Here is a 25109-nt window from a genome sequence, read left to right on the forward strand (position 1 = left end):
ATATTGTTCAAAGACAAGGATCCGTTATGCTACTCAGACGCGTTCTTTTGCACGTAAGACAACAGAACTGGTTTGCGGTGTTACTCGATTTTGTAATTGTAGTGGTGGGTGTGTTTATAGGTGTTCAGGTAGCGAACTGGAACGAAACACAAAAGCAGCAATTGCTTTATCACGACGCCTATCAGCGGGTTAATCAGGAAGTTAGCAACAATATAAAATCTATTCGCGCGGTACAGAACTATTACCGCAAGCGTTTACCTGCCGTTCAGCGAGTCATTGAAACCTTACGCACTTGTGGTGCTGATGGCGGCTCGATAGAAAATATCGAAGCCACGTTTCCGGTTGTAATGAATTATTCTCAGATACTGCTTTCTGTTCGTGACATTGAGTTATTGCTGAGCAATAACAGTTTTCTCGCTTTTCAGCATACAGAACTTAGAACCAGGTTGTCAGAGCTTGCCAACTATACCCGCTTTTATGAACTGGAACTTGCCAGTAAGACGGCCGAGATGAAAGATACAAGTTTTTTAAATCAACTGGCGTCAGGCCCTCTACTGGGCTCTCCTGAAGATAATATTAAGTCGATTAAAGATGGTGCAGTTGGCAGTCAGGAGTTGATAAGAAAACATCGTTTCAAGGAGTCCTTGGACAAGGTGTGCAAAAATGAGGTGATCCTCAGAAAGTATTTTGGTTGGGAAGAAGCGGTCTATTTTCAGGTTGTTGTGGGTCAGATGGCGGTCGAACATTTTGAGAGAGAACTGACTTACCTGAAAGGGGCTTATCCAACTGAAAAGTAGTGCCCGGTTAGTGCTTATTTGCCTTGCATGCCGCGTTTCTTTTTTAAGTCCAGCGCGGCCAGACTGTAGCCTCCATCCGCGCCGTCAATAAAGTGAATATGCTCTGACTGGTAAGCGGTTATCATGCAGGTGATCAACGCAGCGCCTGACACGTGGACACCAAAAGAGATCCGACCGGCCTGTTCCTGGCTGCTGAGGTACTCCATAATCGCCTCACGCTGCGCTGATGTGCAGCTAATACACATTTTCAGACCGTCCTCGAATTTTATAAAATCACAGTTTGCTACGAAATCCTGCTTGTAAGCGCCCCAATTGGTGGCATCGGTTTTCACTTTTCGTGACATCAGCCAGCCGCCAACGAGGTTCATTAACACCAGGTGCAGATAATACTTACACCGGCTGCTTAGCGGTTTGGTTTCTGTGCGAATATTTATTTCGGTGGCAAGCCGGGCGGGAGACCAGGCAAACGAAAGTTGCTCGGAGGCGATAGGGTGGTAGTGTTCCCGGCCTCCGGTAATCTGTTGTAAGTGTTGTAACACCTGTTCATATTGTTGCGGTGAACTGGCTTCAATAATGAGCGAGAGGGTTTCACCGTGGCGGCTTGTTACGTTGCTCCAACGACATTCAAAACCCGAGTAGTCAGCATTGGGTTGGGCACCTTCAATCAGAAAAGCCTGGTTGAGAACGGGGTCTTTAAGGATCTTTTCTGCATAGCGGATCCCGCCGCCACTGAAGCAAGCTTGCTGGTAGTGCGGTGAAACCTTAAGTTTACTTACCCCGATAGTCTGGCCTGCCGCATACAGGGTAGTGGCGGGGATCAACGCTACACGTAGCTCCAGATGAAGGCTGATAGCCCTTTGCTGGCAGGAGGTAAGACATTGCCTGAGTAGCTCCTCATTACCCGGAGGCACACAGATAGTTGCGCCATCACCGCCAAACACAAATGGCAATGCCGTATCGGTAAAACAGTTACGCACAGCAACAATCATCGCAACTGCGATGGCATTGATATCCTTATATTTGCCCCGCAACAAGGCTTCAGTGGAGCCTTTTACATCGGAAATCACTACCAGCCAGTCAGCGGGCAGGGTCGCGTAGTGACCCTGTTTGGCTAAATGGTCAAGATCATCGTACGAAGGTAATTGCTGATAAAAAGTGGCTGACTGAGCTATGATAACTACATCCTGAACAATGCTATCTGGCGGTATGTTCAGAGTATAGAAAACGAATCAGGTTTGTCTAATGAAGAGGGTATGGAGTTATGATAAAACCACTCGGAGTAACCGGCGCCGCTGGCACGGTGCCGGTTAGATTAATTTGGCCAGGATAATCAGGCCAGATAGTCGTTTACCCGGGCAATAATACCGGCGCTATCAAGGCCAAGTTCAGCGTACATTTCCTCCTGGGTGCCCTGCAGAATAAAGCTGTCAGGCAGACCAAGGATCAGCACATCGGTTTTTAACCGGTTTTGCATTACGTACTCGCTTACCGCGCTACCTGCACCGCCCATGATGCAGCCGTCTTCCAGTGTCACAAAGCATTCGTGTTCGGCTTTCAGGGTGTTGAGCACGTCGGTATCCAAAGGTTTCACAAAACGCATGTCTACCAGCGTGGCATCCAATTCTTCGGCTGCCGCTTCGGCAAACGGCAGTAACGTACCAAAGTTTAACAGCGCGATCTTTTTACCGGTTCGCAGTGTTCGGCTTTTACCCAGTGGCAGGGCTGTCATGACTTCTTCCGGGGTGATGCCTTTGCCGGCTCCGCGGGGGTATCTCACCGCTGCCGGGGCATTGGCCATATGACCGGTATAAAGCATCTGCCGACACTCGTTTTCATCCGACGGGGTCATCACAATCATATTTGGAATACAGCGCAGGAAAGCAATATCGAAAGCTCCCTGGTGAGTTGGGCCGTCCGCGCCAACAATCCCCGCACGGTCGATGGCAAATAATACCGGCAGATTCTGTAAGGCGACGTCGTGGATCAGTTGGTCATAAGCTCGCTGTAAAAACGTTGAGTAGATGGCCACTACCGCGTTCATTCCGTCTTTGGCCATGCCAGCACCCAGGGTGACTGCATGCTGTTCGGCAATAGCCACATCGAAATACTGTTCGGGGAATTGTTGGGAAAAGGCAACCATGCCTGAGCCTTCACGCATCGCCGGCGTTATGGCCATCAGCTTGGGATCCTGTTTAGCCATATCGCACAACCAGTTACCAAAGATAGCCGAAAACGTAGGCTTGGAAGCCTTGGCTTTTGGCAGGGTCTGGTCAGCCGGATTGAACTTCGGCACGGCATGGAATTTAATCGGGTCCTTTTCAGCTTCGGGGTAACCTTTACCTTTGCGGGTAACCACATGCAGCAGTTGCGGGCCCTTAAATTTACGCATATTTCGCAAGGTGTCGACCACGCCGTTGATGTCATGGCCATCAATGGGTCCAATGTAATTAAAGCCCAACTCTTCAAAAATGGTGCCCGGTACTACCATGCCTTTAATATGCTCTTCAGCGCGGCTGGCAAATTCTTTGATGGGGGGCACATTACTCAGTAGTTTCTTGCCCCCGTCGCGAATACTGTTAAACAGGTTGCCGGTTAACAGGCGGGCCAGGTGGCTGTTTAATGCGCCGACGTTCTCTGAAATCGACATTTCATTATCGTTCAGTACCACCACTAAATCTTTGCTGATATCGCCGGCGTGGTTCATAGCCTCAAAGGCCATCCCGGCAGTCATTGCGCCGTCACCGATAACGGCGACCACCTTGCGGCCCTGTTGTTCTTTGTCGGCGGCGATGGCCATGCCCAGTGCGGCACTGATTGAAGTAGACGAATGACCCACCGCGAAGGTGTCGAACTCGCTTTCCGGTGGCCATGGGAAAGGGTGTAATCCGTCTTTTTTACGGATGGTCGACATTTGTTCGGCCCGGCCGGTAAGAATTTTATGCGGGTAGGCCTGATGACCCACATCCCAGATCAACCTGTCGAAGGGCGTGTCATAGATGTAATGCAGCGCCACGGTAAGTTCAACGGTGCCAAGACCGGAGGCAAAATGACCACTGCTCTGACTAACACAGGTAAGCAGGTACTGGCGAAGTTCGTCGGCCAGGGTCCGCAGTTTGTCCTGGGGAAGCTTGCGTAAAGCTTCGGGAGAACGGGCCAGAGCAAGAGTAGGATAGTGCGCTAAATCTAGAGTCATTATTTATTATTCTGATACGTTATGCGGGTATGTCGCGGCCGTTAATGGCTGCGACTCACCATTAAATCGGTAAATGCAACTAAGTAATCGGTATTGTAGGGCAAACCGTCCAAGGCTTGAAGCGCCTCTTGATGTAATTTTGCCAACTCCTGACGCGCACCGTCTAATCCCAGCAGAGAAGGAAAGGTATTTTTGCCCCGGGCTTCATCTGAGCCTTTCGGCTTACCGAGCGTTTCGGTACTGGCCGTGACGTCCAGAATGTCATCCTGAACCTGAAATGCCAGGCCGATACGGTTAGCGAAACGGCACAGCAATTGTTGATGGTTACTATCGAGCTGTTCGGTTACCAGGCATACCATTTCCACACAGGCCGTAAGTAGTGCGCCCGTTTTTAGCTGATGCAAATGTTGTAGTTCGGCCAGTGTGATTTGTTTACCTGTGGCGGCTAAATCAATCGCCTGGCCGCCACACATACCAGAATAACCGGCAGCGCGAGCCAGCACTGCAACCAGTTGCGCGCGGCGATGGTTGGCAAAGGCGCTCATAGGATGTTCGGCAACAATACTGAATGCCTGGGTTTGCAGAGCATCACCGGCGAGAATAGCGGTCGCTTCGTCAAACGCAATATGGCAGGTTGGATTGCCCCGGCGCAGGTCGTCATCATCCATTGCTGGTAAATCGTCGTGAACCAGGGAGTAGGCATGAATACACTCAATAGCCATACTGATAGCCCGCTGGTCGTTATCCGGAATGTCTAGCATATTACCTACCAGGTGAACCAGTAACGGACGCATCCGTTTGCCACCGTTGGTTAAGGCGTACAGCATGGATTCTTTCAGGCGCGGTGCGGCATCGGGCAGATCGTTGATGAGGTCTTGCAGGCTGGCATCAAGGCGTTGCTTGATTTGCTGATGCAATGAAGCAAGTTGCATGTTAGTCCTCGTTGTCTGCCGCGAAGTCCTGTAATGCGGCTTCGCCGTTTTGTTCGGTGAGTATTCTGACTTTTTGCTCAGCTTCTACCAGGGCCTTCTGGCTCAGGCGGGATAACTCGATACCGCGTTCAAATTTTTTCAGTGCTTCATGGAGTGGCAAATCGCCCTGTTCCATTTCATTGACGATAGTTTCCAGTTCGCTGATGGTTTGTTCAAATGACGGACTGGCTGCAGTGGCTTTATCGCTCACGGATCCCTCTTCTGGTCTCATTTTGCGTAGTGATGGCACATTAACCGAGGCCCGCGCGAGGGTCAAATAGTTTAGCCGCTGTCTGCGAGGTTTTGCGCTGTCTGGCAGAGGCGGGCAGTGGATTTGTGATATCCGGTTATAAAATCTATAACGATATCAGTGTAGAAAAAAAAATAACTGCCGATAGAATGACTACAGTGTATTGAGTGCTAGGATGTCAGGTGACGGTAAGTATTCTTAGTCGGCTCAATGCTATAACAACTTCGCTGGTGTGAATGACTTTGTCAGACTCAGCACTGTATTGTGAAAAATTCGCAGCTATATTTAACACCAAGTGTTCAGTTTCGCCCTGAATAAGTGATGAAGTGAGGGAAACAAGTGGATTTAGCAACCCTGGTTGGAATGTTAGGCGGCATTGGCTTTATTGTAATGGCCATGATCCTCGGTGGGGATCTCAGCATGTTTGTCGACGTTCCCTCGGTACTGATCGTATTTTGCGGTAGTCTTTTCGTTGTTATGTCGCAGTTCACGCTTGGCCAGTTTTTTGGTGCAGGTAAAATTGCCGGCAAGGCGTTTATGTTTAAAATCGACACGCCTGAAGATCTCATCGAGAAAGTAGTAGAGATGGCAGATGCCGCCCGGAAAGGGGGCTTTCTGGCGCTGGAAGAAGCTGAAATTGCTAACCCTTTTATGCAAAAAGGGGTGGATATGCTGGTGGATGGTCATGATATCGACGTGGTGCGCGAAACCCTGGCAAAAGACATTTCCATGACCACCGAACGCCACGAGTTTGGTGTTTCTATCTTTAAAGGCCTTGGTGATGTCGCGCCGGCCATGGGTATGATTGGTACGCTCATTGGTCTGGTAGCCATGCTGTCAAACATGGATGACCCCAAAGCTATCGGCCCTGCTATGGCGGTTGCCTTGTTAACCACATTGTACGGAGCCTTTCTGGCTAACGTTATCTGTCTGCCAATCGCCGCTAAGCTAAGCAACCGTCTGAATGAAGAGAAACTCAACCAGTCATTGATTCTAGACGGGATTGTCGGCATCGCCGATGGTCAGAACCCGCGGGTCATTGAAGGGATCCTGAAAAACTATCTAGCCGCCAGTAAACGTGGTGCGGCGGAAGAAGAGTAAAGATTATGGCGCAGGAAGAAGAGTGCCCCAAATGCCCCCCCGAAGGTCTCCCCGCGTGGATGGGGACCTTTGCGGACCTGATGTCGCTGCTGATGTGCTTCTTTGTACTGCTGCTGGCATTCTCCGAAATGGACGTGCTTAAATTTAAGCAGATAGCCGGCTCCATGAAGTTTGCTTTTGGTGTGCAAAACAAAATTGAAGTGAAAGACATTCCAAAAGGCACCAGTGTCATTGCCATGGAGTTTCGCCCGGGCCGCCCGGACCCGACACCGATTGACACCATTCAGCAGCAAACCATTGATATGACCCAGCAGATGCTGGAGTTTCAGGCCGGCGACGAAGACTCAGCCGGGGGCCGACAGAAGCAGCGTGGTACTCAGCGCGGCGGGCAATCTCAACAAACCTCAACCGATCAGTCGGCCTCTACCCAGCAGGCAGCTAATCAGGAACAGGTGGCTGAGATGATGAAAAAAGTTGCCCAGCAACTACAAAAACAAATTCTTGATGGCTCGATTGAAATGGAATCCCTGGGCCAGCAGATCACCATACGCATCCGTGAGAATGGTTCGTTCTCTGCCGGTTCGGCATTTTTACAACCACAATTTCGCCCGGTTATCCGCCAGATTGGTGAGATCCTGGCGGATATGCCGGGTCAGATAGAAGTGTCTGGGCATAGCGATAAGCAACAGATTTCCAATGAACTGTACAGCTCTAACTGGGACTTATCTGCGCAACGTGCGGTTGCCGTTGCCGAGGCGCTGCGCTCTGCACCGGGCTTTGATGAAGCGCGAATGTCGGTGGTGGGCAAAGCGTCTAACGAGCCTCTGATTGAAGATCCGCAAACGCCGGAAGAATTGGCCAGCAACCGCCGGGTAGAGATTAACATTAATCAGGGTGAGCCGATTCGCTCGAAACCTATCTCAGTGCTGGAGCAAGGCCAGTAATCAGGACGTCAATATAAGCTTACCCGCTTAGCGGGTAAGCTCATCTACATAACGCGGCTTGCCCAGCACTAATTGTACAGTGCTGATGGAACGCTCCAGGAAGCCACCCTCGCAATATTTAAGGTAGTATTCCCACATTCTGGCAAAGCGCTCGTCATAGCCGTGCACAGCCAGCTTTTCTTTTGCTGCCACAAAAGCATTAAACCAATCTCTGAGCGTACGCGCATAGTCAAGGCCAATGTCCTGCATGTCCCGAATAGATAGATCGCTGGCTTGCTTAATGTGCTGATTTAATACCAGCTGAGAGGGCAGGAAACCACCGGGGAAGATATGCTTCTGAATAAAGTCCACGCCTTTGTGGTAACTGTCGTAGCGACGATCATCGATGGTAATCGACTGCAATAGCATCAGGCCGTCAGGGGTTAGCAGGCTGGCGCACTTGTTGAAAAACTGGTTGAGATAAGGCTTGCCTACCGCTTCAATCATTTCGATAGAAACCAGTTTGGTGTAAGTGCCTTCCAGCAACCGGTAGTCTTTTTTGAGCAGAGTAATCCGGTCTTCGAGGCCTTCTCGTTTTACCCACTCATTGGCGTAGGCAAATTGCTCCTCGGAAATGGTTGTCGTGGTTACCTTACAGCCGAAATGCTTAGCAGCATGGACCGCAAGGCCTCCCCAGCCAGTACCAATTTCAATCAGGTGGTCATCGGCGGTGAGACGCAATTTTTTGCAGATGGTGTGTAATTTGTGAAACTGGGCGTCAGCAAGAGACGCATTAACGTCCGGATAAATCGCAGACGAATACATCATGCTTTCATCAAGAAAGTGTGTGTAAAGGGTATTGCCTAAATCGTAGTGGGCCGCGATGTTTTTCTTGGCCTGATCATGAGTATTACGGCGCATGAGGTGCTGCAGTTTATCAAATGGGAAACTGAGCCACTTAAATCGGGACTCCCAGCGATCGAGAGTGGGCAGATTACGGGCAAAAATACGGATAACATTGGTCAGCTCCGGGCTGGTCCATAATCCTTCGGTGTACGTTTCACCAGAGGCCACACTACCGCCAAGCAACAGCTTTTTGTAAACGGTTGGACAATGCATATCGACTTCGGCGTGCAGATCACTTGCCGGATTACCACACTGAGCAACCAGTTTGCCATTTTCCTTAATCACCAGATGCCCCTCAGGCAGAGATTGCATCAGACTAATAAAAATTTGGCGACTGTATCGCTCAACATAAGAAAACGTAAGGGGCGCAGCGAGCGCAGTTTCACTATTTGCCATGAGTTATTCCTGACTATTTATCGGATGTGAATATACCGGCGTGCGTTTTATCCATAATTTAACCGCTTGCCAGTAAATTCCGATGACAGTTCTTAGTGTCATATTCGGTATTGATTTAATTACGTTTCTAACTGTATTTGAGTTTAATGGTTTTTGCTTTAAATGCATTATTGCGGTGAAGTGCTTGTTTTCCTTATAACAACTCAGGCCCACGGAGAAGGCGTCAGACGGTTGCTGGATATGCCACTTGTATACCATATCCACCGGGTTGAACGGCGATACGTGAAAAGCTTTGGGGGTATTTTCCTGTTTGTTTAAATCAACCAGATAATGATGTCTTTCATTCCAGGGCGTATTGCTGACCTCCGCCAGCATATGGGTGAACTGGCCGGAAACTTTGTGGCGCAAAAAATAAAAGTTAACCGGACTGAAATACAGCCCGTAGTGCCTTGCCTGACCGAGCAGAAAAATATCGCCAATCAATGACGCTTCGGATTTATTGAGCTCATTCATCCTGGCTATTACCGCCTGTTTGAGAGGCAGCGTAGGGTCACCGAGGTAGTCGCTGCGGCGAAATTCGAAAGCGGCTCTTGCGGTATTGGAAAAGCCCTTTACGGTGTGCGCCAGGTGATTGACTTCATCAAGGTTGAGCCACATCATTGCAATGCCATACTCAAAGGCGTGCTGAGTGGGCTTAAACCGCTCATGATTCACTACACCGGTGCAAATCGCGCTTTCCATTACAGGCTGGCTCCAAACCGTTCGCAAACGTCCAGTGCAGAGCGCACGCCGTCTTCGTGAAAACCGTTGTACCAGTAAGCGCCACAGAAGTGCACCCCATCCACCCCGCAAATGGTCTCCCGCTGCTGTTGGGCGCTTACCATTGTCGGACTGAACTGCGGGTGCGCATAGCGGTAAGTGCCCAGTACTTTGCTGGCTTGTATCCCCTGGGTATTGAGGCTTACACAAAAGGTTTCCTCGGCATCTAACCGTTGCAGTATATTCATGTCATAGGTGACCGCTGCAGGGCGTTGTTGCTCCTGCGGGTCGCCGGTTAAACGATAGTTCCAGCTCGCCCACGCCGCCTTTCGTTGCGGCAGTTGTCTCGTGTCGTAGTGCAGCACGACATCGTTTTCGGCATAGCCGATGGCACCGAGTATGCGTTGCTGGTCGTCGGTGGGTGCAGCAAGCATCGCCAATGCCTGATCGCTATGGCAGGCAAAAATCACTTCATCATACTGGTCTGTCTGGCCGTCCATCGAAGTAACAGCAACGCCACCATTGCTATGTTCCACCCGTTTTACCGGGGTGCTCAGTCGAATACGGTCAGCAAATGGTTTTATCAGTGGCGCTACGTATTCTTTTGAACCGCCTTTAATGGTGTACCACTGTGGTCGATCATTAATATTGAGCAACCCGTGATTATTGAAAAACTGTAAAAAGAAGGTTAGTGGAAATGCTTTGGTTTGCTCCAGACTGGCTGACCAGATGGCTGCGCACATCGGGTAGATATAATGTTCGCTAAATTCTTCGCTAAACCCGTGTTCCCTGATAAATGACGACAGCGTTTGTGAACTGGTATCCTGCTCCTGCTCAATGGTCTCTTTGCACAGATTATTAAAGCGCACGATATCTTTTACGATTTTCCAGAACCGGGGCCGGAACAGATTGCGCCGTTGGGCAAACAGGGTGTTCAGGTTATGCCCGTTGTATTCAATGTTAGTGCCTTCATGGCGAACCGAAAAGCTCATTTCGGTAGGCTGGTATTCCACGCCAAGTCTGGTGAGTAATTTAATAAAATTGGGGTAGGTCCAGTCGTTAAATACAATAAAACCGGTATCGATAGCCCGGGACTGCCCGTTTACCGTAACGTCTTTGGTGGCGGTATGGCCACCAATATAATCATTGGCTTCATACAAAGTAATGTTGTGCTGTTGGTGCAACAGGTGAGCACAGGTTAATCCTGAAATGCCTGAGCCAATGATGGCAATATTCTTTTTCATGTGAAAATCCGCAAGGTTTTTTATTGTAATTTTGATGAAAGCCACACCTGGAGCCTGCCAGGTAAGCGGTACAACGTTCTGAGTATAAGCCCGAACACGGTTGGAAAGTATATATTGCTCTGTTGTTTGATAATGCCTTTTAATAAGGATTCAGCCGCTTCCTGCGCGGTAATCTTCATTGGCATTTCAAAATCATTTTTATCGGTTAACGGGGTTTCGACAAAACCCGGCGATACCGACTGAACGATAACCCCCTTCGATTTTAGGTCGATTTTCATACTTTGGGTAAAATAATGAACCGCAGCCTTGCTGGCGCCATATGCCTGGCTACGGGTAAAAGGAAACAATCTTGCCATGGAATCAATAATGACCAGTTGATTGCCCGCCTGACAATTTGGCAACAGTGCACTGACGCAATTAATAATGCCAAAGAAATTCACTTCCAATACGCGCCTGAACATATCCGGCTTAAAGACCGGTAAATCCACATATTCACAGGTGCCGGCGTTAAGTACTGCAATGTCAAAGCGCACATCGGCTAGCGCCGACTGGGTAGCTTGCTCGTCGGTGACATCAAATTGCAGAGGCTGAATATTCTGGTGCTTTGCAAGCTTGTCGAGCTTTTCCTGATTGCGGCCACAGGCAATCACCTGATAACCACGCGAAGCTGCATGGTTTGCTAAAGCCTCGCCAATGCCGGAGGTTGCGCCGGTAATTAGAATCGTTTTCATGAGTCGAGCTTCTTTTTGATAAAACCGATGACAGACCTGAGAACGGGCACATGTTCGTAAACCATTTCACCCAGGTCATAATAGTCGCGGTGGTAGTGAATTTTGTCATCACGGACTTTAAGCATCGAAACGCCATCCACCGAAATAGTGCCTGGTTTGTTTTTTAGCTGCAGTAACATGGTCCATTCAACGACATGGCTATACACATCTTGCCTGGAGTCGCCCGTGTTAAGGAGAGAATGAATCTTGAACTGACAGGAATCGACAGATTCCAGCAGATTTGCGAAATAACCCTTTACCGCCTCAATACCTCGGTGAGTTGTTACCGGATCGACAAACTCTATGTCCTGGTGGTAAACCTGGCTAAGGTCGTCGATATTGATCTTCGCGAGATCAGCATAGAGCTGTCTGAAGCGTTCCTCAAAAGTCACTGCAAAAAAATCCGTAATAACTGGGGTTTATGCTTGATAATACCGACATAGGGAAGCCTTAGATCATCATTTACCTATTTATTTTCACCGCTGCAGCAATCTCTTTGCGCTTTTAAGATCCAAAACAGAAACCCCGGCGTATGTGACAGTGAATCCGTTAACCACTTTGACAAAGATACTAATTATGCAAGATGTCGTTTTGCCCTTGTTTCCGTTATCTGCTCACTTGTTGCCGGGTGGCCACATGGCGCTGCGGATTTTTGAACCCCGCTATGTTCGGATGGTTAAGGAAGCCTGTGCCGGTGATGGATGTTTTGTGTTGTGTATGCTCAATTCCCGTGGCGACTTGAGTAAAAATGAACATATTTTCCCTATCGGCACCCTGTGTAAGATCATCGACTTCGATTTGCTTGAAGACGGCCTGTTGGGCATCAAGGTTGAAGGCCAGTATTGCGTACGGGTAAATTCCATTGCTACCGAAGATGATGGCTTGCGCACCGGGGCTGTGGAGCGAATTACAGACTGGACGGCGGAAATTGACGACGGCGTAATAGAGCCCCTGCGCGATAAGCTGCAAATCATTTATGATAAATATCCCGAGATTGCCCGGTTATATCCGGAGCTTAAGTTTTCGGAACCGTTATGGGTAATCTACCGCTGGCTTGAACTACTGCCGGTTGATGCAGCTAATAAGCAGGCGTTTTTAAGCGAACAAAACTGCGATAAGGTGCTAAACTATATAAATGATTTGGTGCGGTAAAAATTTTTGATCCAGATCATCTTTTGTTGCGTATGCATTAGCACATATGGAACAAATCGGACCGAAAACTATGCTTGTTGGAATACCATTGGAACACGAAAACAGCGCTGTAGAACCGAAAGAATGTGCAGTAGAAATGTCTGACTACCTCGTGAAGGTAGCCCAGGACAGATGCAAGGCGTCTTTCGCCAGAGTCTTCGGTTTTTTTGCACCCAGACTTCGCTCATACGCTCTTAAGCAGCTTGGTAATGAAGCGTTGGCCATGGAACTGGTGCAGGACACCATGTCAAACGTGTGGCAAAAAGCGCACCTCTTCAATGCCGAAAAAGGCTCTCCTTCTACCTGGATATTTACCATTGCCAGAAATATCCGCTTTGATATGCTTCGTAAAGTGCAAAATCGCAAAGAAGATATCTGCGCCGATGATTTATGGCCGGTTCTTTGTGAGCAAACACCTGATGCGAACGAAAAAGCACTCGATGATCAGGTGACGTTAGAGCAAATCGGGCACTTATTTGAAGATTTGCCTGAGAAACAGAAAGTTGTATTAGAGGCGATTTACATAGACGGGAAGTCACAGCAGGAAATTGCTGACGAATTGGATATCCCTCTTGGTACGGTTAAGTCAAGAACCCGGCTTGCGTTGCAGCGTCTCAAAGGTATGATAAGCGATTATGATTAAGTTCCACCCAACCCCTGATCTCATTGAGCAGTTTGTGACGGGAACCCTGGCACCAGCAGAGTCTTTGATGGTGTCTGCCCACTGTGATATGTGTAAATACTGCCAGGAACTGGTCGATGAAAAAACGGCTGAGTTTGCTATGGACCATTTAGAACTTGAGAATGTAGTGGAAAGCTACGATCCTCAGTTTGACTTGATGCTGGCCAATATTACGCAACAGCCTGCAGCTGAGGCGCCTGATGTTTCGCTCAGGAAATCATCTGGGATAGATGCGCAGAGCACATCAATTGAGTTGGATGGCAAAACGTTCGAATTGCCGAAAACCCTGCATCGTTTGATTCAGAAAAAAGGCAATTGGTCATCGCTGGTCGGTAAACTCTGGCAAGCGCCGGTGGATATGGGTTACGACGGTGTGGCTAATTTCATTTATATGGAAAAAGGTGGCTCCGTTCCTGAGCATACTCATCGCGGCTCAGAGATGACGCTGGTCATCAATGGCGAGTTCTCTGACGGAATGAACGATTACGATTCAGGTGATTTTATTTATCTGAATGGCGAGCACACTCATGCTCCTGCATCAGAAGCCGCAGAAGGGTGCCTAGTGTTCAGTATTGTGGATCAACCGCTACACTTTACGTCGGGGATTGCCCGGCTACTTAATCCGTTTAGTCATCTGTTTTTCAGATAATCAGGCAGGCCGAAAGGCCTGTTTTTGTTTGCGCTCTGCAAACTTCCCTTTCTTCTATTGTTCTGAATCAACCCCGTCGGGTAACTAGCTTTAAGCTTTAGCAATCCTCAGTGGTGCTTGTTGTGGTTCATTGGTATTCTATTTGTCATGATAAGTAAATTACGTGGCATCTGAATGCTTGCACCGCTGTTAGTTCAGGTTGGTATTTATTGCCTGTTCCCGTTGCTCCTGACATTTGAGAGAAATCCGCAGACCCGGCGGGTATCACTTTATATTTATGTCAGTCTGGTGCTTATCATGGGGGGATTCCTTGGCGCGGTTTATTCCGTACTGCTACCCGGTGATATCAGTTTATCCGGTGGCACTATTGCCTACGGCGGCTTTATGATGGCCTGCATCATGATGGCGTTTATAGAGAACGACCCCTTTATTTTGCAAAACATCATGCGCCTGGTGGTAATGGTCTCCATTTTTAAAGTGTTGCTATTTGCCAGCGTAGCCGAAACCCTCAACGCGCCTGAAGTGCTCAATCCACTCAACGTCCCCGCAGGGTTATTTGAAGTATCGCTACCATTAATTGTGCTTGGCGCGTTGCTCATTATTGCTGAACTGTATTTTCTGGTTTTTGTTTTCGACCGCTTAAAAAGAATTCTGACCAATCACTTCCTGTTCAGCCTGGCTTTTAGTCTGGGCTTTGTCTGTGTCATTTTAATGGATGGTGTGCTGTTTCCGGTGTTGGCAATGGGGGTATCCAGTGAGGTGTTTGGCCTGATTATTGGTAATTTAAGCGGTAAAGCCATCATTGCCGATACCTTCGGCAGCTATCTGTTTTTGTTTATGTTAACCAACAAAAGCCGCATGGAAAAAGCCCTGAACGATCCCTTGCTTGACTGGCGGATGCTGTTATCCAGCTCGGCCAATATCGTGCGGAAGCTTGAGCAAAATGAACAGCAACTGTTACAGGCCCGGACTGTCGTTGAGCACAGTCGCGAGGGGATGGCGGTACTCGACAGTGAATTTCAGGTGGTGTCGACAAATCCGGCACTGGAACACCTTTTTGCTGCCACGCGTGCCGGCGGGTTAATTCATAAACCGTTGTTTGATTTGTTCTCAACGCCGGTCAGTCTTCCCGAGGTCCGGACAAAACTTCTGGAAAGTAAATCCTGGTCGGCTGAGGTGACCTGGAATATTGGTAACAAGCAGCATTTTGGTTTACTTACACTGGTAACCGTAGTGGACCGTTATCAACAAGCGAGTAATTACACGGCTTCGCTAACGGATATCTCCGAACTTGTTGATGTTCGTGAGGAATTGCGGCACATGGCTCACCATGACGTACTGACCGGTTTGCCTAATCGACGGGCGCTGCAGCGGCTGCTGGCAGAGTCTACCCAAAATGAGCCTTCAGACTTCCGCCAGGCTGCGCTGTTACTAATTGATCTGGATAACTTCAAGCAGGTGAATGACAGTCTTGGTCACTTTAAGGGGGATAAGTTGCTGATGCAGGTTGGCCGCCGACTTTCTCAGGTACTGCCAGCGGGTGCCAGGCTGTTTCGCATCGGCGGGGATGAATTCTCGGTTTACTGTGAAGATATCAGTAATGTTGGGGAAGCCCTCCAACTGGCCAATGCCATGCGGCTGCAGGTAAGCTATCCGAGCGATATTGACTCCTCTGTACCGATTTATGTGGATTGCTGTATTGGCATTAGTCTGTTTCCGACCTTTGCTGGCACCCTTACCGAGCTTTATCAACAAGCCGATACTGCTTTGTACTGGGCTAAAGGGATCGGTAAAGGCACTGTAAAGGCTTATCAGGAATCCATGACTGAAACACGGCGCTCATCGCTGACGCTGGAGAGCATGCTCAGAGAAGCGATTGATAACCGACAGATCGACGTGCATTTACAACCCAAGGTTAATCTGGTCAGCGGCGAGGTTGAGGGGGCGGAAGTGCTGGCGCGCTGGACAACCGCTGACAACGAGCGTATTGCGCCGGATGTCTTTATTCCGCTGGCCGAACAGGCCGGGCTTATGAGCCGTTTAACCCATTGCATTCTGGTAAAAGCCTGTGATGCCTTTACCCGCATAAGTCCGTTTGTGCCTGAATCGTTCCGCTTGGCGGTGAATATCTCAGCGGGCGAGTTAGCCGATGAAAATCTGCACAAATCCCTGCGCAGAGTATTAACTGAGTTTAACTTAGCCGCCGATCGCTTTGAAATTGAGTTAACCGAAACAGCCCTGATTGACGTGGATATAAATACCCTGGTGAGTTTGAAGGAGGCGGGGTTTACCCTGGCGCTGGACGATTTTGGCACCGGTTATTCCTCATTATCCTACTTAAATCGACTACCAATCGATACTTTAAAGATAGATCGCAGCTTTATCGCGAATGTTCCTGAGGATGGCTCGAGCATTAACCTTACCCGCAGTATCATTTCTATCGCCCGGGACATGAATTGCCAGGTGGTCGCCGAAGGCGTTGAGAGCTCTGAGCAGCACGCCTTTCTGGAGAAGGAGAACTGTGAGTTAGCCCAGGGATACCTGTACAGTAAGCCGCTGCCGCTGACTGAGTTTGTCGAGTTCGTTAAAACCTGATCTGCCGGCAAATCTGGTAAAAATTGGTTTCATACACACAAAAAAAGCAGCTTAAAAGCTGCTTTTTGATTGCTAATAATAACGATAATTAGCTGATAAATTCGCTGTCCGGAAAGTTTAGTTTCAGCGTTTTCATGGCGTTATCACGTAACTCAGTCAGTTCTAACTGGTCATAGCAAGACACCATAATTTCCAGTGCCTGCTGCACCTGATCTGAATCAGGGTAATACTCCAGTACATAACGGCCACGGTTAGCAGCTGCAATGAAAGCTTCACGGCGCATATAGAAGCGAGCGATAGAGATTTCGTAGCTGGCCAGACGGTTTTTAATAAACACCATACGCTGGCGGGCGTCGGCAGCATATTTACTATCTGGGTATTGCTGAATTAAACGTCTGAAATCCTCAAAAGCCTGCTTGGATTTGCTCGGATCGCGGTCAGTGGTATCAATACCAACTAACTCCTGAAACAAATTGTTGTCGGCTTCCATGTTAGTCAGGCCGCGCATATAAAACGCATAATCCACATCAGCATGGTTAGGGTTTAAGCGAATAAAACGGTCGATAGTGGCCAGTGTCTGGTCAATTTTGCCGGATTTATAATAGCTGTAAACCAGATCAAGCTGCACCTGGTGAGATAGCGGACCGAATGGAAAGCGGGAGTCCAGCGCACTCAGTGAGTCGGCTGCAGCGGCAAAGTTGCCATTCGCCATGCTCTGACGCGCTTTGTCGTAAAGTGCCTGCGCACCCAGGTTTGCATTCATCACCTGATCTTCTTTGCTTGAGGATGAACACCCTGTCACGGCTAACAAAACGCTAATTAGCAGGGGGGCAATGCAACGGTTTATTTTCATAGTACTACTGGTTCCTGGTACACAATTAATTTTACTGCAAGGGTAAAACAGTTATCTGTCTGGCATTTTAACGTACTCTTAAACGCAAACACCACATAAACTCCAAAAGAAAACAGCCACAGCTGCCAAACCTGTTATAATCTGCCTTTTGTGTTCTCTCTTTAGGCGGTTATGGTACAACAAAGTTCACAGATTTCATTAGCAGCGCAAACCGAATTCCAACACTTTGGATTGAGGTTAGATCAGGTAATTGCAGATTTGTTCCCTGATTATTCCCGTTCAAAGTTAAAAGAATGGATTTTGGCAGGTAATGTAACGGTAAATGGCGAAGTGTGCAAAGTCCCGCGTCAAAAAATGACCGGTGATGAGTCAATCGAGATTGAAGCCGAGATTACCCAACAGGTTGCCAATGCGCCGCAAAAAATAGAGCTGGACATCGTTTACGAGGATGACAGCATCCTGGTAATCAATAAACCAGCCGATCTGGTGGTACATCCTGGTGCCGGTAATCAGGACGGCACACTGCTTAATGCACTGCTGGCTCATGTACCTGGAATTGATAAAGTACCCAGAGCCGGGATTGTTCATCGTCTCGATAAAGACACTACCGGCCTGATGATAGTTGCCAAAACCTTACCTGCGCAAACTCACCTGGTGGAACAATTACAGTCAAGAGTGATGAGCCGTGAGTACGAAGCCCTGGCCTTTGGCACCATGATTGCCGGAGGTATCGTGGACGCGCCAATTGGTCGTCATGCCACCAAGCGCACGCATATGGCAGTCCGCGAGTTCGGTAAACCCGCGGTAACACACTATCGGGTTATCGAAAAATTTCGCGCTCATACTCATCTGCGTTTGAAACTGGAAACTGGCCGGACGCACCAGATCCGCGTTCATATGGCTTATATCAAACATCCCCTGGTCGGCGATCCGGTGTACGGTGGCCGCTGGCGTTTACCCAAAGGGGCCAGCGAAGAGTTTGCCGATACGCTGAGAAATTTCAAACGTCAGGCGCTGCACGCCGCTCAGTTATCTTTGTACCATCCGGAAACTGATGAGTGGATGACCTGGCAGGCACCGCTACCAGAGGATATGGTCAGCCTGATTGAAAGTACCCGCGAAGATACGAAGCAATTTGGACTGGATGAGCTCTGATATTCCGCTGATTTTGCCAAACTGGCAGGCGCCGGCAAATGTGGTGGCTTACACCACCACCCGCCATGGCGGCTGTAGTGATGGCAATTACGCCAGCCTGAATGTTGGCGATCATGTGGGCGACTGTACTGAGCAAGTCAGCCGCAACCGCAGATTGCTCCCTCATCATGAAAAATTGCACTGGTTAAATCAGGTGCACGGCCATCGGGTAGTGAAATTACCCACGACACAAACAGAAGCTGATGCAGCGGTGAGTCGTTCCGCCGGACATTTTTGTGCTGTGATGACAGCGGATTGTGTGCCGGTACTTCTTTGTAATCAGCATGGCTCCGAAGTGGCCGCCATTCATGCGGGCTGGAAAGGATTGCACCTTAATGTGATCGAGCACACCATTGCTGCGATGCAATCGCCGGCCAATACGTTGCTAGCCTGGATAGGACCGGCCATTTCACAAGCTTGTTATGAAGTGTCTGAGCAGGTGGCCCGTCATTTCAGTCAGTATCCGGGAGCTATCATTCGCTCTGATAATGTCGATAAATATCTGCTCGATCTGCCAATGATAGCGCACAGTCAGTTGGCCTCACTCGGCTTACAGCACATCACGCCGTCCGCGCTTTGTACCTATGCCGATGAGCGATTCTTTTCGCACCGTCAGGCGACCCATCAACAACAGCAGCAAACTGGCAGAATGGTTAGTGTAATAGGACTTCGTGGCGTATAGCGGTATTTGCTGTACACCTTTTTGCCTATCTCCTACTATGAAGCATGTAACAGTACATAAACAATAAAAAAGTTAAGGAGACGACAGTTGAAAAAAATTATCTCATGTTTGGTTGGCGTAACCGCATCATTGCTATGCGCCAGTGCCGTAAACGCGGCTTCACCTGAACGCTTTAAAGGCCATATGATGTTGCTGGCCGACGATCTGCTGGCCGGTCGCGATACCGGTAGTATCGGGCACGACTTTGCGTCGCTGTATATTGCCAGTGAGTTGCAAAAGATGGGCGTTGCACCCGCCGGTGAAGAAGGCAGTTATTATCAGATAGTGCCATTTAAACAGGCGACCCTGGATATGTCATCGCCTAAAATGGTGGTCTCAGACGGCGATGATTCCGTTGAATTTGAGTTTATGCAAAATATGCTCATGAGCGCCGACATCAACAACGAAACATCCAGTGTGTCCGGCGAGCTGGTTTTTGCCGGGTTTGGTATTGATGCGCCGTACCTGAATTATAGCGATTACGAAAATATCGACTTAAAAGGCAAGATAGCGGTGATTTTGTCTGACAGACCCCATGATTTCCCCAGTGAGGAAGGTTCGCACTTTCGCCGTTTGATTGCCGACAGTCTGGTAAAAAGCGGTGCTATCGGCACCATAGTGGTAAGTACGCCGACCTCTGAGAAAGTGTCACCCTTCGAGAAGCGCAAGTTATATGTAAAAACACCGTCCACTCGCTGGTTAACTAAAGAAGGTGAGGTTAACAACGGTTACCCGGAACTAAAAGGCGGCGCGACCCTTAGTCTGGAAGCAGGTAAAACCCTGTTTGAGATGGCCGGCATCGACCTGGAAGAGATTTTTGAGAAAATCGAAAATAATGAGTCGCTGACACCACGGCCAATGGGGCTGACCGCCACCCTGGAAAAGAAATCGGTACACAGTGAAACCACTAGCCCCAATGTTGTTGGCGTATTTGAGGGCTCTGATCCCGAGCTTAAAAATGAATTTATTATTTTAAGCGCGCACTCAGACCACATTGGTGTGAGTAAAAACTCGGTGTTAAAAGACAACATTAACAATGGTGCGATGGATAATGCCAGTGGAGTATCCACCCTGCTTGAAATCGCTCACGAATTTCATCATGCCAAAGAAAAGCCCAAACGTTCGGTAATCTTTGCTTTTGTGACCGGTGAAGAGAAGGGCTTGTTAGGCTCAGAATACTACGCTACTTATCCTACTGTGCCCATTGATAACATTGTTGCCAATGTGAATCTGGATATGCCTATCCTGACTTACCGTACTAACGAGATTATTGCCTTTGGCGCTACCCATAGCTCACTGGAAGATACGGTTAGCAGTACCTTGCTGAAAAATGAAATGAAGCTGATTGAAGATCCGATGCCTGAGCAGGCCATATTTGTTCGCAGCGACCAGTATAGTTTTGTTAAACAGGGGGTACCGGCTGTTTTCTTAGTGCCGAGTCTTGCGACTGAAGTAAAAGATGCCCTTGCCGTATCGCCACAAACCTTCCTGGCTAAGCATTATCACATGCCTTCGGATGATTTAAATTTACCGATTGATTACGAGTGGGCCGCGCAATTTGTTGAAATCAATTACGCCATTGCCCGGGATTTGGCCAACGCGCCTGAACGTCCTGCCTGGAACAGCGATAGTTTCTTTTCTACCCTGGGGAAAGACTAACTATTTGTTTCTGCTGGCCGTCTGCATTCGCAGGCGGCTTTTTATTCTGCCTTTAAACCCGCCCAAAATCAGCCATACTTAACATCAGCCAGATACCTGACCTGACGCAAATTATGTATTTATTTGCGCATAATTTTTGTACAGGTTACTTGAATCCGGATTTATTCATACCCATAAAGAGAGCAAGGTTATTAGCACGGTTAAAAGAGGTTTCCATGCGTTTAGATAGATTTACCAGCAAGTTCCAGATTGCGATCTCAGATGCGCAGTCTCTTGCTTTGGGCAGAGATCATCAGTTTATCGAGCCCGTGCATTTGATGACAGCATTGTTAAATCAGCAGGGCGGCACCGTTCGTTCCATGCTGGATCAGGCTGGCGTAAATGTAAATGCGCTACGCTCCGCACTTTCCCAGGCTATTGAAAGACTGCCACGGGTAGAAGGTATTGGCGGTGAAGTACAGCTAGGCAAAGACAGCGTTGTATTACTCAACCTGTGTGACAAGATCGCCCAGCAGCGCAAAGATGACTACATCACATCTGAAATATTCGTGTTGGCGGGTATTCAGGATAAAGGCCGTTTAGGCGATATTTTCCGCGAACTGGGTGTTACCAAAGAAGCTATTGAAAAAGCCATTGATGATATGCGCGGCGGACAGAAGGTCACCGATCCTAACGCCGAAGACGTACGTCAGGCATTAGAGAAGTACACCACCGATCTCACTGAACGTGCAGAGCAGGGTAAGTTGGATCCTGTGATCGGTCGTGACGATGAAATTCGCCGCACCGTTCAGGTTTTGCAGCGCCGCACTAAAAACAACCCGGTATTAATCGGTGAACCTGGTGTGGGTAAAACCGCAATTGTTGAAGGACTCGCCCAACGCATTATCAATGGCGAAGTGCCTGAAGGCTTAAAAGACAAGCGGGTATTGTCGTTGGATATGGGCGCGCTGGTGGCAGGAGCTAAATATCGTGGCGAATTTGAAGAGCGCCTTAAAGCCGTACTCAATGAGCTTGCTAAGGAAGAAGGTCGGGTAATTCTGTTTATTGATGAATTACACACCATGGTTGGGGCCGGAAAATCAGACGGGGCTATGGACGCTGGCAATATGCTCAAACCGGCACTTGCCCGTGGTGAGCTGCATTGCGTGGGCGCGACTACCCTGGATGAATATCGCCAGTATATCGAGAAAGATGCAGCGCTGGAACGCCGTTTCCAGAAGGTACTGGTGAATGAACCCAGTGTAGAGGACACTATCGCAATACTGCGGGGCTTAAAAGAACGTTACGAACTGCACCATTCGGTAGATATTACCGATCCAGCCATTGTGGCGGCGGCAACCTTGTCGCATCGTTACATCAGCGACCGGCAGTTACCCGATAAGGCTATCGATCTGATTGATGAGGCGGCCTCGAGTATTCGTTTACAGATTGATTCAAAACCCGAAGAAATGGATCGACTGGAGCGTCGTATCATCCAGCTCAAGCTGGAAGAGCAGGCGCTGGCGAAAGAAACCGATGATGCCAGTCATAAGCGACTTGAAATGATCGAGCTGGAGCGCGAACAGGCAGAAATTAAATTCGCCGATCTGGAGAAAATCTGGAAAGAAGAAAAAGAAGCCATGCAGGGCACCCAGTCAATTAAGTCTGAGCTTGAACAAGCCAAGCTGGATTTAGAAATTGCCCGTCGCGCATCCGACTTAAACCGGATGTCTGAGCTGCAGTACGGCCGTATTCCTGAGCTTGAGATGAAGCTGGAAAAAGCGGCGGAAAACGAGAACAAAGAAACTCTGTTAATGAAAAACCGGGTAACGGATGCTGAAATTGCCGATGTGCTGTCACGCTGGACCGGTATTCCGGTGTCTAAAATGCTCGAGGGTGAACGCGACAAGCTACTGCGCATGGAAGATGTGCTGCATAAGCGGGTGGTCGGTCAGCATGAAGCGGTAAATGCGGTATCTAATGCTATTCGCCGGTCACGTGCCGGGCTTGCCGATCCGAATCGTCCGATTGGTTCGTTCCTGTTCTTAGGGCCAACCGGGGTAGGTAAAACAGAGCTGTGTAAATCATTGGCCGGGTTTATGTTTGATACCGAAGAAGCCATGATCCGCATAGATATGTCGGAATTTATGGAAAAGCACAGCGTGGCTCGCCTGGTCGGTGCGCCTCCGGGCTACGTAGGATACGAAGAGGGCGGTTATCTAACCGAAGCGGTTCGCCGTAAGCCTTATTCTGTGATCCTGCTTGATGAGGTAGAGAAAGCCCATCCGGATGTGTTTAATATTCTGCTGCAGGTGCTGGATGACGGTCGCTTAACTGACGGTCAGGGCCGCACTGTAGATTTCAAGAATACCGTAGTGATTATGACGTCTAACCTGGGCTCCGATATTATCCAGGATAAGCATCAGGAAAATCAGTACGAAGAAATGAAATCCATGGTGATGAACGTGGTTGGTCAGCATTTCCGGCCGGAATTCATTAACCGGGTAGACGATATAGTGGTGTTCCATCCGCTGGGTAAAGAGCAAATTAAATCGATTGCGAAAATTCAGTTGGCGTCATTACGAGCTCGGCTGGCAGACAAAGGTTATAAACTTGAGCTGTCTGCAGGAGCAATGGATAAACTGGCTGATGCCGGGTTCGATCCGGTATTCGGAGCTCGTCCGCTCAAGCGGGCTATCCAGACGCAAGTGGAAAACCCGTTGGCGCAACAGTTGCTATCGGGGGCTATTCTGCCTGAATCCACTATCCGTATTGATGTGGATGGCGAGCGATTGGTTATTATCTGATTGGCTAAACAAAACTAAAAAAGCCGGCAAATTTGCCTAATGCCAGTCAGTTAAGCTGACTGGCATTTTTCTTTGAGGGGTACTTAGCCGGTCTCTTCCTTACCACTCGTGGATAATACCTGTCAGGTCGTTTGTCCGGTAACCTCATCATCCTCAACGATTCCATCAGGTATTCATAGTGAACTGGCAGCTTGGTCACTGTGTCTGGGATAGTAGTCAGGAAGAACACGATGATATGCCTCATGCAGAGTCCGAAGCTAAGCCTGGAGGGTGATAGCTCCGGCATATCTTTGACGGCATCAAGCATCATCAACCTAATCAAGTTGTAGGCGAGCAACAGCCCCCACAGTTCCTGACGCACCATCTCAGGCTTCTTGCTACGAAGCGTCAGTTTTGCCTGATGCAGAGTCTGTTTCATTTCCCTGAAACCCAACTCTATTTCCCAGCGCTGAACATACACATCAACAACTTCTGCATAGGGAAACTGCATCGCATCAACCATTGAACTAAGTACGCGATAGGTCTTCCCGTCGACTTCGTAGCGGGTAAGTCTCGCTTCAATAGTTTCAGGTAAACCATCAAACTTCTTTCGTGCCTGAGGCGATGTCTCAAGGGTCACTAAAGCATCATGTTCGCTTAGTTGATGTTTCACTGTGTACTGTAAATCTTTACGGGCGGGAAGCATCCAGTGCGTGTTAACCCCTTTAGTCATCCACAAGTACAGTAGCCCTAGCGAGTAATAGCCTCTGTCGAACAGGGTCAGAGAGTGATCAGGAACCGAAGGGATAAGCCGCTCTGCGAGAGACATCTCTCCCACATTCCGGCTGTCAAATTCACTGGCCAGAAGAAGGTGACTGGACGTTTCCATCAGACTGCACATGCGTACCTGCGGGTACGGATTATCCCCCCTGGCATTCCGGTCGCAACCAAATGCATCAAGATTCTCAGCGGTATCCTGAGCACGAAACATCACGCCATCAACCGCCAGTACATTTAAACCACACCACTGCTCAAAAGCGTACTCGCCAAATGCCCGCTGTGCCATCAGTTTAAAAGTGTGTCCGACGGCATCTTCCCCCAGTCGTTGGCGGGCTTGTACTAGCGCACTAGGCGCAACAAAACGGTTTTTGCCCGGTAGCGAAACATCGAGTTTATTCGCAATGTCCCAGACAGGATCGTTACGGAAAAGACTCATACCAACAATGGTAAAAACGACCGAATCCAGAGGTAATCGACGACGCCTGACGGTCGCTACACCTGATAATTCATAAGCTTGCTGGAGAAGTTCAGGGTCAACGAAGGACTTCAATTTATCGATAGCATTCAAGTCTTCCGCATGACTAAATGTATCATCGAGGTGTGTAAGTAAAGACATAAAAAAATCCGATACCAGAGACTGATATCGGATTGTGAACCCGTAGAAAGATCGGTCAACCGATCAGTATAAATTTCTTAACTGATCGGCATTA

General features: G+C 48.7%; 22 protein-coding genes. 11 read left to right on the forward strand and 11 right to left on the reverse strand.

The window, feature by feature from the left end; all coding sequences use genetic code 11:
• Window positions 1-26: 26 nt before the first annotated feature.
• The gene (locus D9T21_RS08460) at window positions 27-797 is read left to right on the forward strand and encodes a hypothetical protein (protein WP_123324574.1); all 771 of its coding nucleotides are present in this window, start codon (window positions 27-29) and stop codon (window positions 795-797) included.
• A 14-nt stretch (window positions 798-811) separates the two neighbouring features.
• Here D9T21_RS08460 and D9T21_RS08465 read toward each other — a convergent pair whose 3' ends face one another.
• The 4 genes from D9T21_RS08465 to xseB all read right to left on the reverse strand — a co-directional run bounded on the left by D9T21_RS08465 (window position 812) and on the right by xseB (window position 5172).
• The gene (locus tag D9T21_RS08465) at window positions 812-2011 is read right to left on the reverse strand and encodes a DUF3095 domain-containing protein (RefSeq protein ID WP_123324575.1); all 1200 of its coding nucleotides are present in this window, start codon (window positions 2009-2011) and stop codon (window positions 812-814) included.
• Between the two features lie 116 nt (window positions 2012-2127).
• Window positions 2128-3990 carry a 1-deoxy-D-xylulose-5-phosphate synthase gene (gene dxs, locus D9T21_RS08470; RefSeq protein WP_123324576.1) on the reverse strand — a complete coding sequence of 621 codons (1863 nt, stop codon included), beginning with the start codon at window positions 3988-3990 and terminating at the stop codon, window positions 2128-2130.
• A 41-nt stretch (window positions 3991-4031) separates the two neighbouring features.
• Complete coding sequence (locus D9T21_RS08475; protein ID WP_123324577.1) at window positions 4032-4922, reverse strand: farnesyl diphosphate synthase; 891 nt, start codon at window positions 4920-4922, stop codon at window positions 4032-4034.
• Between the two features lies 1 nt (window position 4923).
• Window positions 4924-5172: an exodeoxyribonuclease VII small subunit gene (gene xseB, locus D9T21_RS08480; RefSeq protein ID WP_164464622.1), complete on the reverse strand. Its 249-nt coding sequence runs from the start codon at window positions 5170-5172 to the stop codon at window positions 4924-4926.
• Window positions 5173-5550: 378 nt separating this feature from the next.
• On the opposite strand from xseB, the gene pomA reads away from it, so the two are divergent.
• Together pomA and D9T21_RS08490 are read left to right on the forward strand one after the other, a co-directional pair.
• Window positions 5551-6312 carry a flagellar motor protein PomA gene (gene pomA, locus D9T21_RS08485; RefSeq protein WP_105935649.1) on the forward strand — a complete coding sequence of 254 codons (762 nt, stop codon included), beginning with the start codon at window positions 5551-5553 and terminating at the stop codon, window positions 6310-6312.
• A 5-nt stretch (window positions 6313-6317) separates the two neighbouring features.
• Entirely contained in the window at window positions 6318-7256 is a 939-nt protein-coding gene (locus D9T21_RS08490; protein WP_105935650.1) for a flagellar motor protein MotB, read from the forward strand.
• Window positions 7257-7283: 27 nt separating this feature from the next.
• On the opposite strand, the gene D9T21_RS08495 is transcribed toward D9T21_RS08490, so the two are convergent.
• The 5 genes from D9T21_RS08495 to D9T21_RS08515 are packed head-to-tail and all read right to left on the reverse strand — an operon-like array spanning window position 7284 to window position 11702.
• Window positions 7284-8537 carry an SAM-dependent methyltransferase gene (locus D9T21_RS08495; protein WP_123324578.1) on the reverse strand — a complete coding sequence of 418 codons (1254 nt, stop codon included), beginning with the start codon at window positions 8535-8537 and terminating at the stop codon, window positions 7284-7286.
• Between the two features lie 3 nt (window positions 8538-8540).
• Entirely contained in the window at window positions 8541-9278 is a 738-nt protein-coding gene (locus tag D9T21_RS08500; RefSeq protein ID WP_123324579.1) for a DUF1365 domain-containing protein, read from the reverse strand.
• Window positions 9278-10540 carry an NAD(P)/FAD-dependent oxidoreductase gene (locus D9T21_RS08505; protein WP_123324598.1) on the reverse strand — a complete coding sequence of 421 codons (1263 nt, stop codon included), beginning with the start codon at window positions 10538-10540 and terminating at the stop codon, window positions 9278-9280. The genes D9T21_RS08500 and D9T21_RS08505 overlap by 1 nt, the downstream gene beginning before the upstream one ends.
• Window positions 10541-10560: 20 nt before the next feature.
• On the reverse strand, window positions 10561-11271 hold the full coding sequence (locus tag D9T21_RS08510) for an SDR family NAD(P)-dependent oxidoreductase (RefSeq protein ID WP_123324580.1): 711 nt from the start codon (window positions 11269-11271) through the stop codon (window positions 10561-10563).
• Complete coding sequence (locus tag D9T21_RS08515) at window positions 11268-11702, reverse strand: nuclear transport factor 2 family protein (RefSeq protein WP_123324581.1); 435 nt, start codon at window positions 11700-11702, stop codon at window positions 11268-11270. Before D9T21_RS08515 ends, D9T21_RS08510 begins: the two co-directional genes overlap by 4 nt.
• A gap of 184 nt (window positions 11703-11886) precedes the next feature.
• On the opposite strand from D9T21_RS08515, the gene D9T21_RS08520 reads away from it, so the two are divergent.
• The 4 genes from D9T21_RS08520 (at window position 11887) to D9T21_RS08535 (ending at window position 16427) form a co-directional block, all read left to right on the forward strand.
• Window positions 11887-12462 (forward strand): LON peptidase substrate-binding domain-containing protein, encoded by a 576-nt coding sequence (locus tag D9T21_RS08520; RefSeq protein ID WP_123324582.1) that lies wholly within the window; start codon window positions 11887-11889, stop codon window positions 12460-12462.
• 70 nt (window positions 12463-12532) lie between these two features.
• Window positions 12533-13144, forward strand: a complete 612-nt coding sequence (locus D9T21_RS08525; RefSeq protein ID WP_123324599.1) for a sigma-70 family RNA polymerase sigma factor — start codon at window positions 12533-12535, stop codon at window positions 13142-13144.
• Window positions 13137-13832: a ChrR family anti-sigma-E factor gene (locus tag D9T21_RS08530; RefSeq protein WP_123324583.1), complete on the forward strand. Its 696-nt coding sequence runs from the start codon at window positions 13137-13139 to the stop codon at window positions 13830-13832. The genes D9T21_RS08525 and D9T21_RS08530 overlap by 8 nt, the downstream gene beginning before the upstream one ends.
• Window positions 13833-14006: 174 nt before the next feature.
• A complete protein-coding gene (locus tag D9T21_RS08535; RefSeq protein ID WP_123324584.1) occupies window positions 14007-16427 on the forward strand; it encodes a putative bifunctional diguanylate cyclase/phosphodiesterase in 2421 nt (806 codons plus the stop codon).
• A gap of 88 nt (window positions 16428-16515) precedes the next feature.
• On the opposite strand, the gene D9T21_RS08540 is transcribed toward D9T21_RS08535, so the two are convergent.
• Window positions 16516-17280 carry an outer membrane protein assembly factor BamD gene (locus tag D9T21_RS08540; protein ID WP_105935659.1) on the reverse strand — a complete coding sequence of 255 codons (765 nt, stop codon included), beginning with the start codon at window positions 17278-17280 and terminating at the stop codon, window positions 16516-16518.
• 171 nt (window positions 17281-17451) lie between these two features.
• Here D9T21_RS08540 and rluD point away from each other — a divergent pair, with 171 nt between their 5' ends.
• The 4 genes from rluD (at window position 17452) to clpB (ending at window position 23640) form a co-directional block, all read left to right on the forward strand.
• Window positions 17452-18435, forward strand: coding sequence for a 23S rRNA pseudouridine(1911/1915/1917) synthase RluD (rluD, locus tag D9T21_RS08545; RefSeq protein ID WP_123324585.1), 984 nt, complete (start codon window positions 17452-17454; stop codon window positions 18433-18435).
• Window positions 18425-19156 carry a peptidoglycan editing factor PgeF gene (pgeF, locus tag D9T21_RS08550; protein WP_123324586.1) on the forward strand — a complete coding sequence of 244 codons (732 nt, stop codon included), beginning with the start codon at window positions 18425-18427 and terminating at the stop codon, window positions 19154-19156. Before rluD ends, pgeF begins: the two co-directional genes overlap by 11 nt.
• Before the next feature lie 87 nt (window positions 19157-19243).
• Window positions 19244-20854, forward strand: a complete 1611-nt coding sequence (locus D9T21_RS08555) for a M28 family metallopeptidase (RefSeq protein ID WP_123324587.1) — start codon at window positions 19244-19246, stop codon at window positions 20852-20854.
• 215 nt (window positions 20855-21069) lie between these two features.
• The gene (clpB, locus tag D9T21_RS08560) at window positions 21070-23640 is read left to right on the forward strand and encodes an ATP-dependent chaperone ClpB (RefSeq protein ID WP_105934697.1); all 2571 of its coding nucleotides are present in this window, start codon (window positions 21070-21072) and stop codon (window positions 23638-23640) included.
• Between the two features lie 46 nt (window positions 23641-23686).
• Here clpB and D9T21_RS08565 read toward each other — a convergent pair whose 3' ends face one another.
• The gene (locus D9T21_RS08565) at window positions 23687-25015 is read right to left on the reverse strand and encodes an IS4 family transposase (RefSeq protein ID WP_105934698.1); all 1329 of its coding nucleotides are present in this window, start codon (window positions 25013-25015) and stop codon (window positions 23687-23689) included.
• Window positions 25016-25109 lie beyond the last annotated feature (94 nt).

It is taken from the genome of Marisediminitalea oceani (assembly GCF_003731635.1).
Classification (GTDB): domain Bacteria; phylum Pseudomonadota; class Gammaproteobacteria; order Enterobacterales; family Alteromonadaceae; genus Alteromonas; species Alteromonas oceani.

Bases quoted from the DNA above. Each gene is read 5' to 3' on its own strand.
- D9T21_RS08475 (WP_123324577.1), bottom strand. From the start codon at position 4,922: ATGCAACTTGCTTCATTGCATCAGCAAATCAAGCAACGCCTTGATGCC.
- rluD (WP_123324585.1), top strand. From the start codon at position 17,452: ATGGTACAACAAAGTTCACAGATTTCATTAGCAGCGCAAACCGAATTC.
- D9T21_RS08530 (WP_123324583.1), top strand. From the start codon at position 13,137: ATGATTAAGTTCCACCCAACCCCTGATCTCATTGAGCAGTTTGTGACG.
- clpB (WP_105934697.1), top strand. From the start codon at position 21,070: ATGCGTTTAGATAGATTTACCAGCAAGTTCCAGATTGCGATCTCAGAT.
- pgeF (WP_123324586.1), top strand. From the start codon at position 18,425: ATGAGCTCTGATATTCCGCTGATTTTGCCAAACTGGCAGGCGCCGGCA.
- D9T21_RS08525 (WP_123324599.1), top strand. From the start codon at position 12,533: ATGCTTGTTGGAATACCATTGGAACACGAAAACAGCGCTGTAGAACCG.
- dxs (WP_123324576.1), bottom strand. From the start codon at position 3,990: ATGACTCTAGATTTAGCGCACTATCCTACTCTTGCTCTGGCCCGTTCT.
- D9T21_RS08540 (WP_105935659.1), bottom strand. From the start codon at position 17,280: ATGAAAATAAACCGTTGCATTGCCCCCCTGCTAATTAGCGTTTTGTTA.
- D9T21_RS08565 (WP_105934698.1), bottom strand. From the start codon at position 25,015: ATGTCTTTACTTACACACCTCGATGATACATTTAGTCATGCGGAAGAC.
- D9T21_RS08535 (WP_123324584.1), top strand. From the start codon at position 14,007: ATGCTTGCACCGCTGTTAGTTCAGGTTGGTATTTATTGCCTGTTCCCG.
- D9T21_RS08520 (WP_123324582.1), top strand. From the start codon at position 11,887: ATGCAAGATGTCGTTTTGCCCTTGTTTCCGTTATCTGCTCACTTGTTG.
- D9T21_RS08505 (WP_123324598.1), bottom strand. From the start codon at position 10,540: ATGAAAAAGAATATTGCCATCATTGGCTCAGGCATTTCAGGATTAACC.
- D9T21_RS08490 (WP_105935650.1), top strand. From the start codon at position 6,318: ATGGCGCAGGAAGAAGAGTGCCCCAAATGCCCCCCCGAAGGTCTCCCC.
- D9T21_RS08500 (WP_123324579.1), bottom strand. From the start codon at position 9,278: ATGGAAAGCGCGATTTGCACCGGTGTAGTGAATCATGAGCGGTTTAAG.
- D9T21_RS08495 (WP_123324578.1), bottom strand. From the start codon at position 8,537: ATGGCAAATAGTGAAACTGCGCTCGCTGCGCCCCTTACGTTTTCTTAT.
- D9T21_RS08460 (WP_123324574.1), top strand. From the start codon at position 27: ATGCTACTCAGACGCGTTCTTTTGCACGTAAGACAACAGAACTGGTTT.
- D9T21_RS08510 (WP_123324580.1), bottom strand. From the start codon at position 11,271: ATGAAAACGATTCTAATTACCGGCGCAACCTCCGGCATTGGCGAGGCT.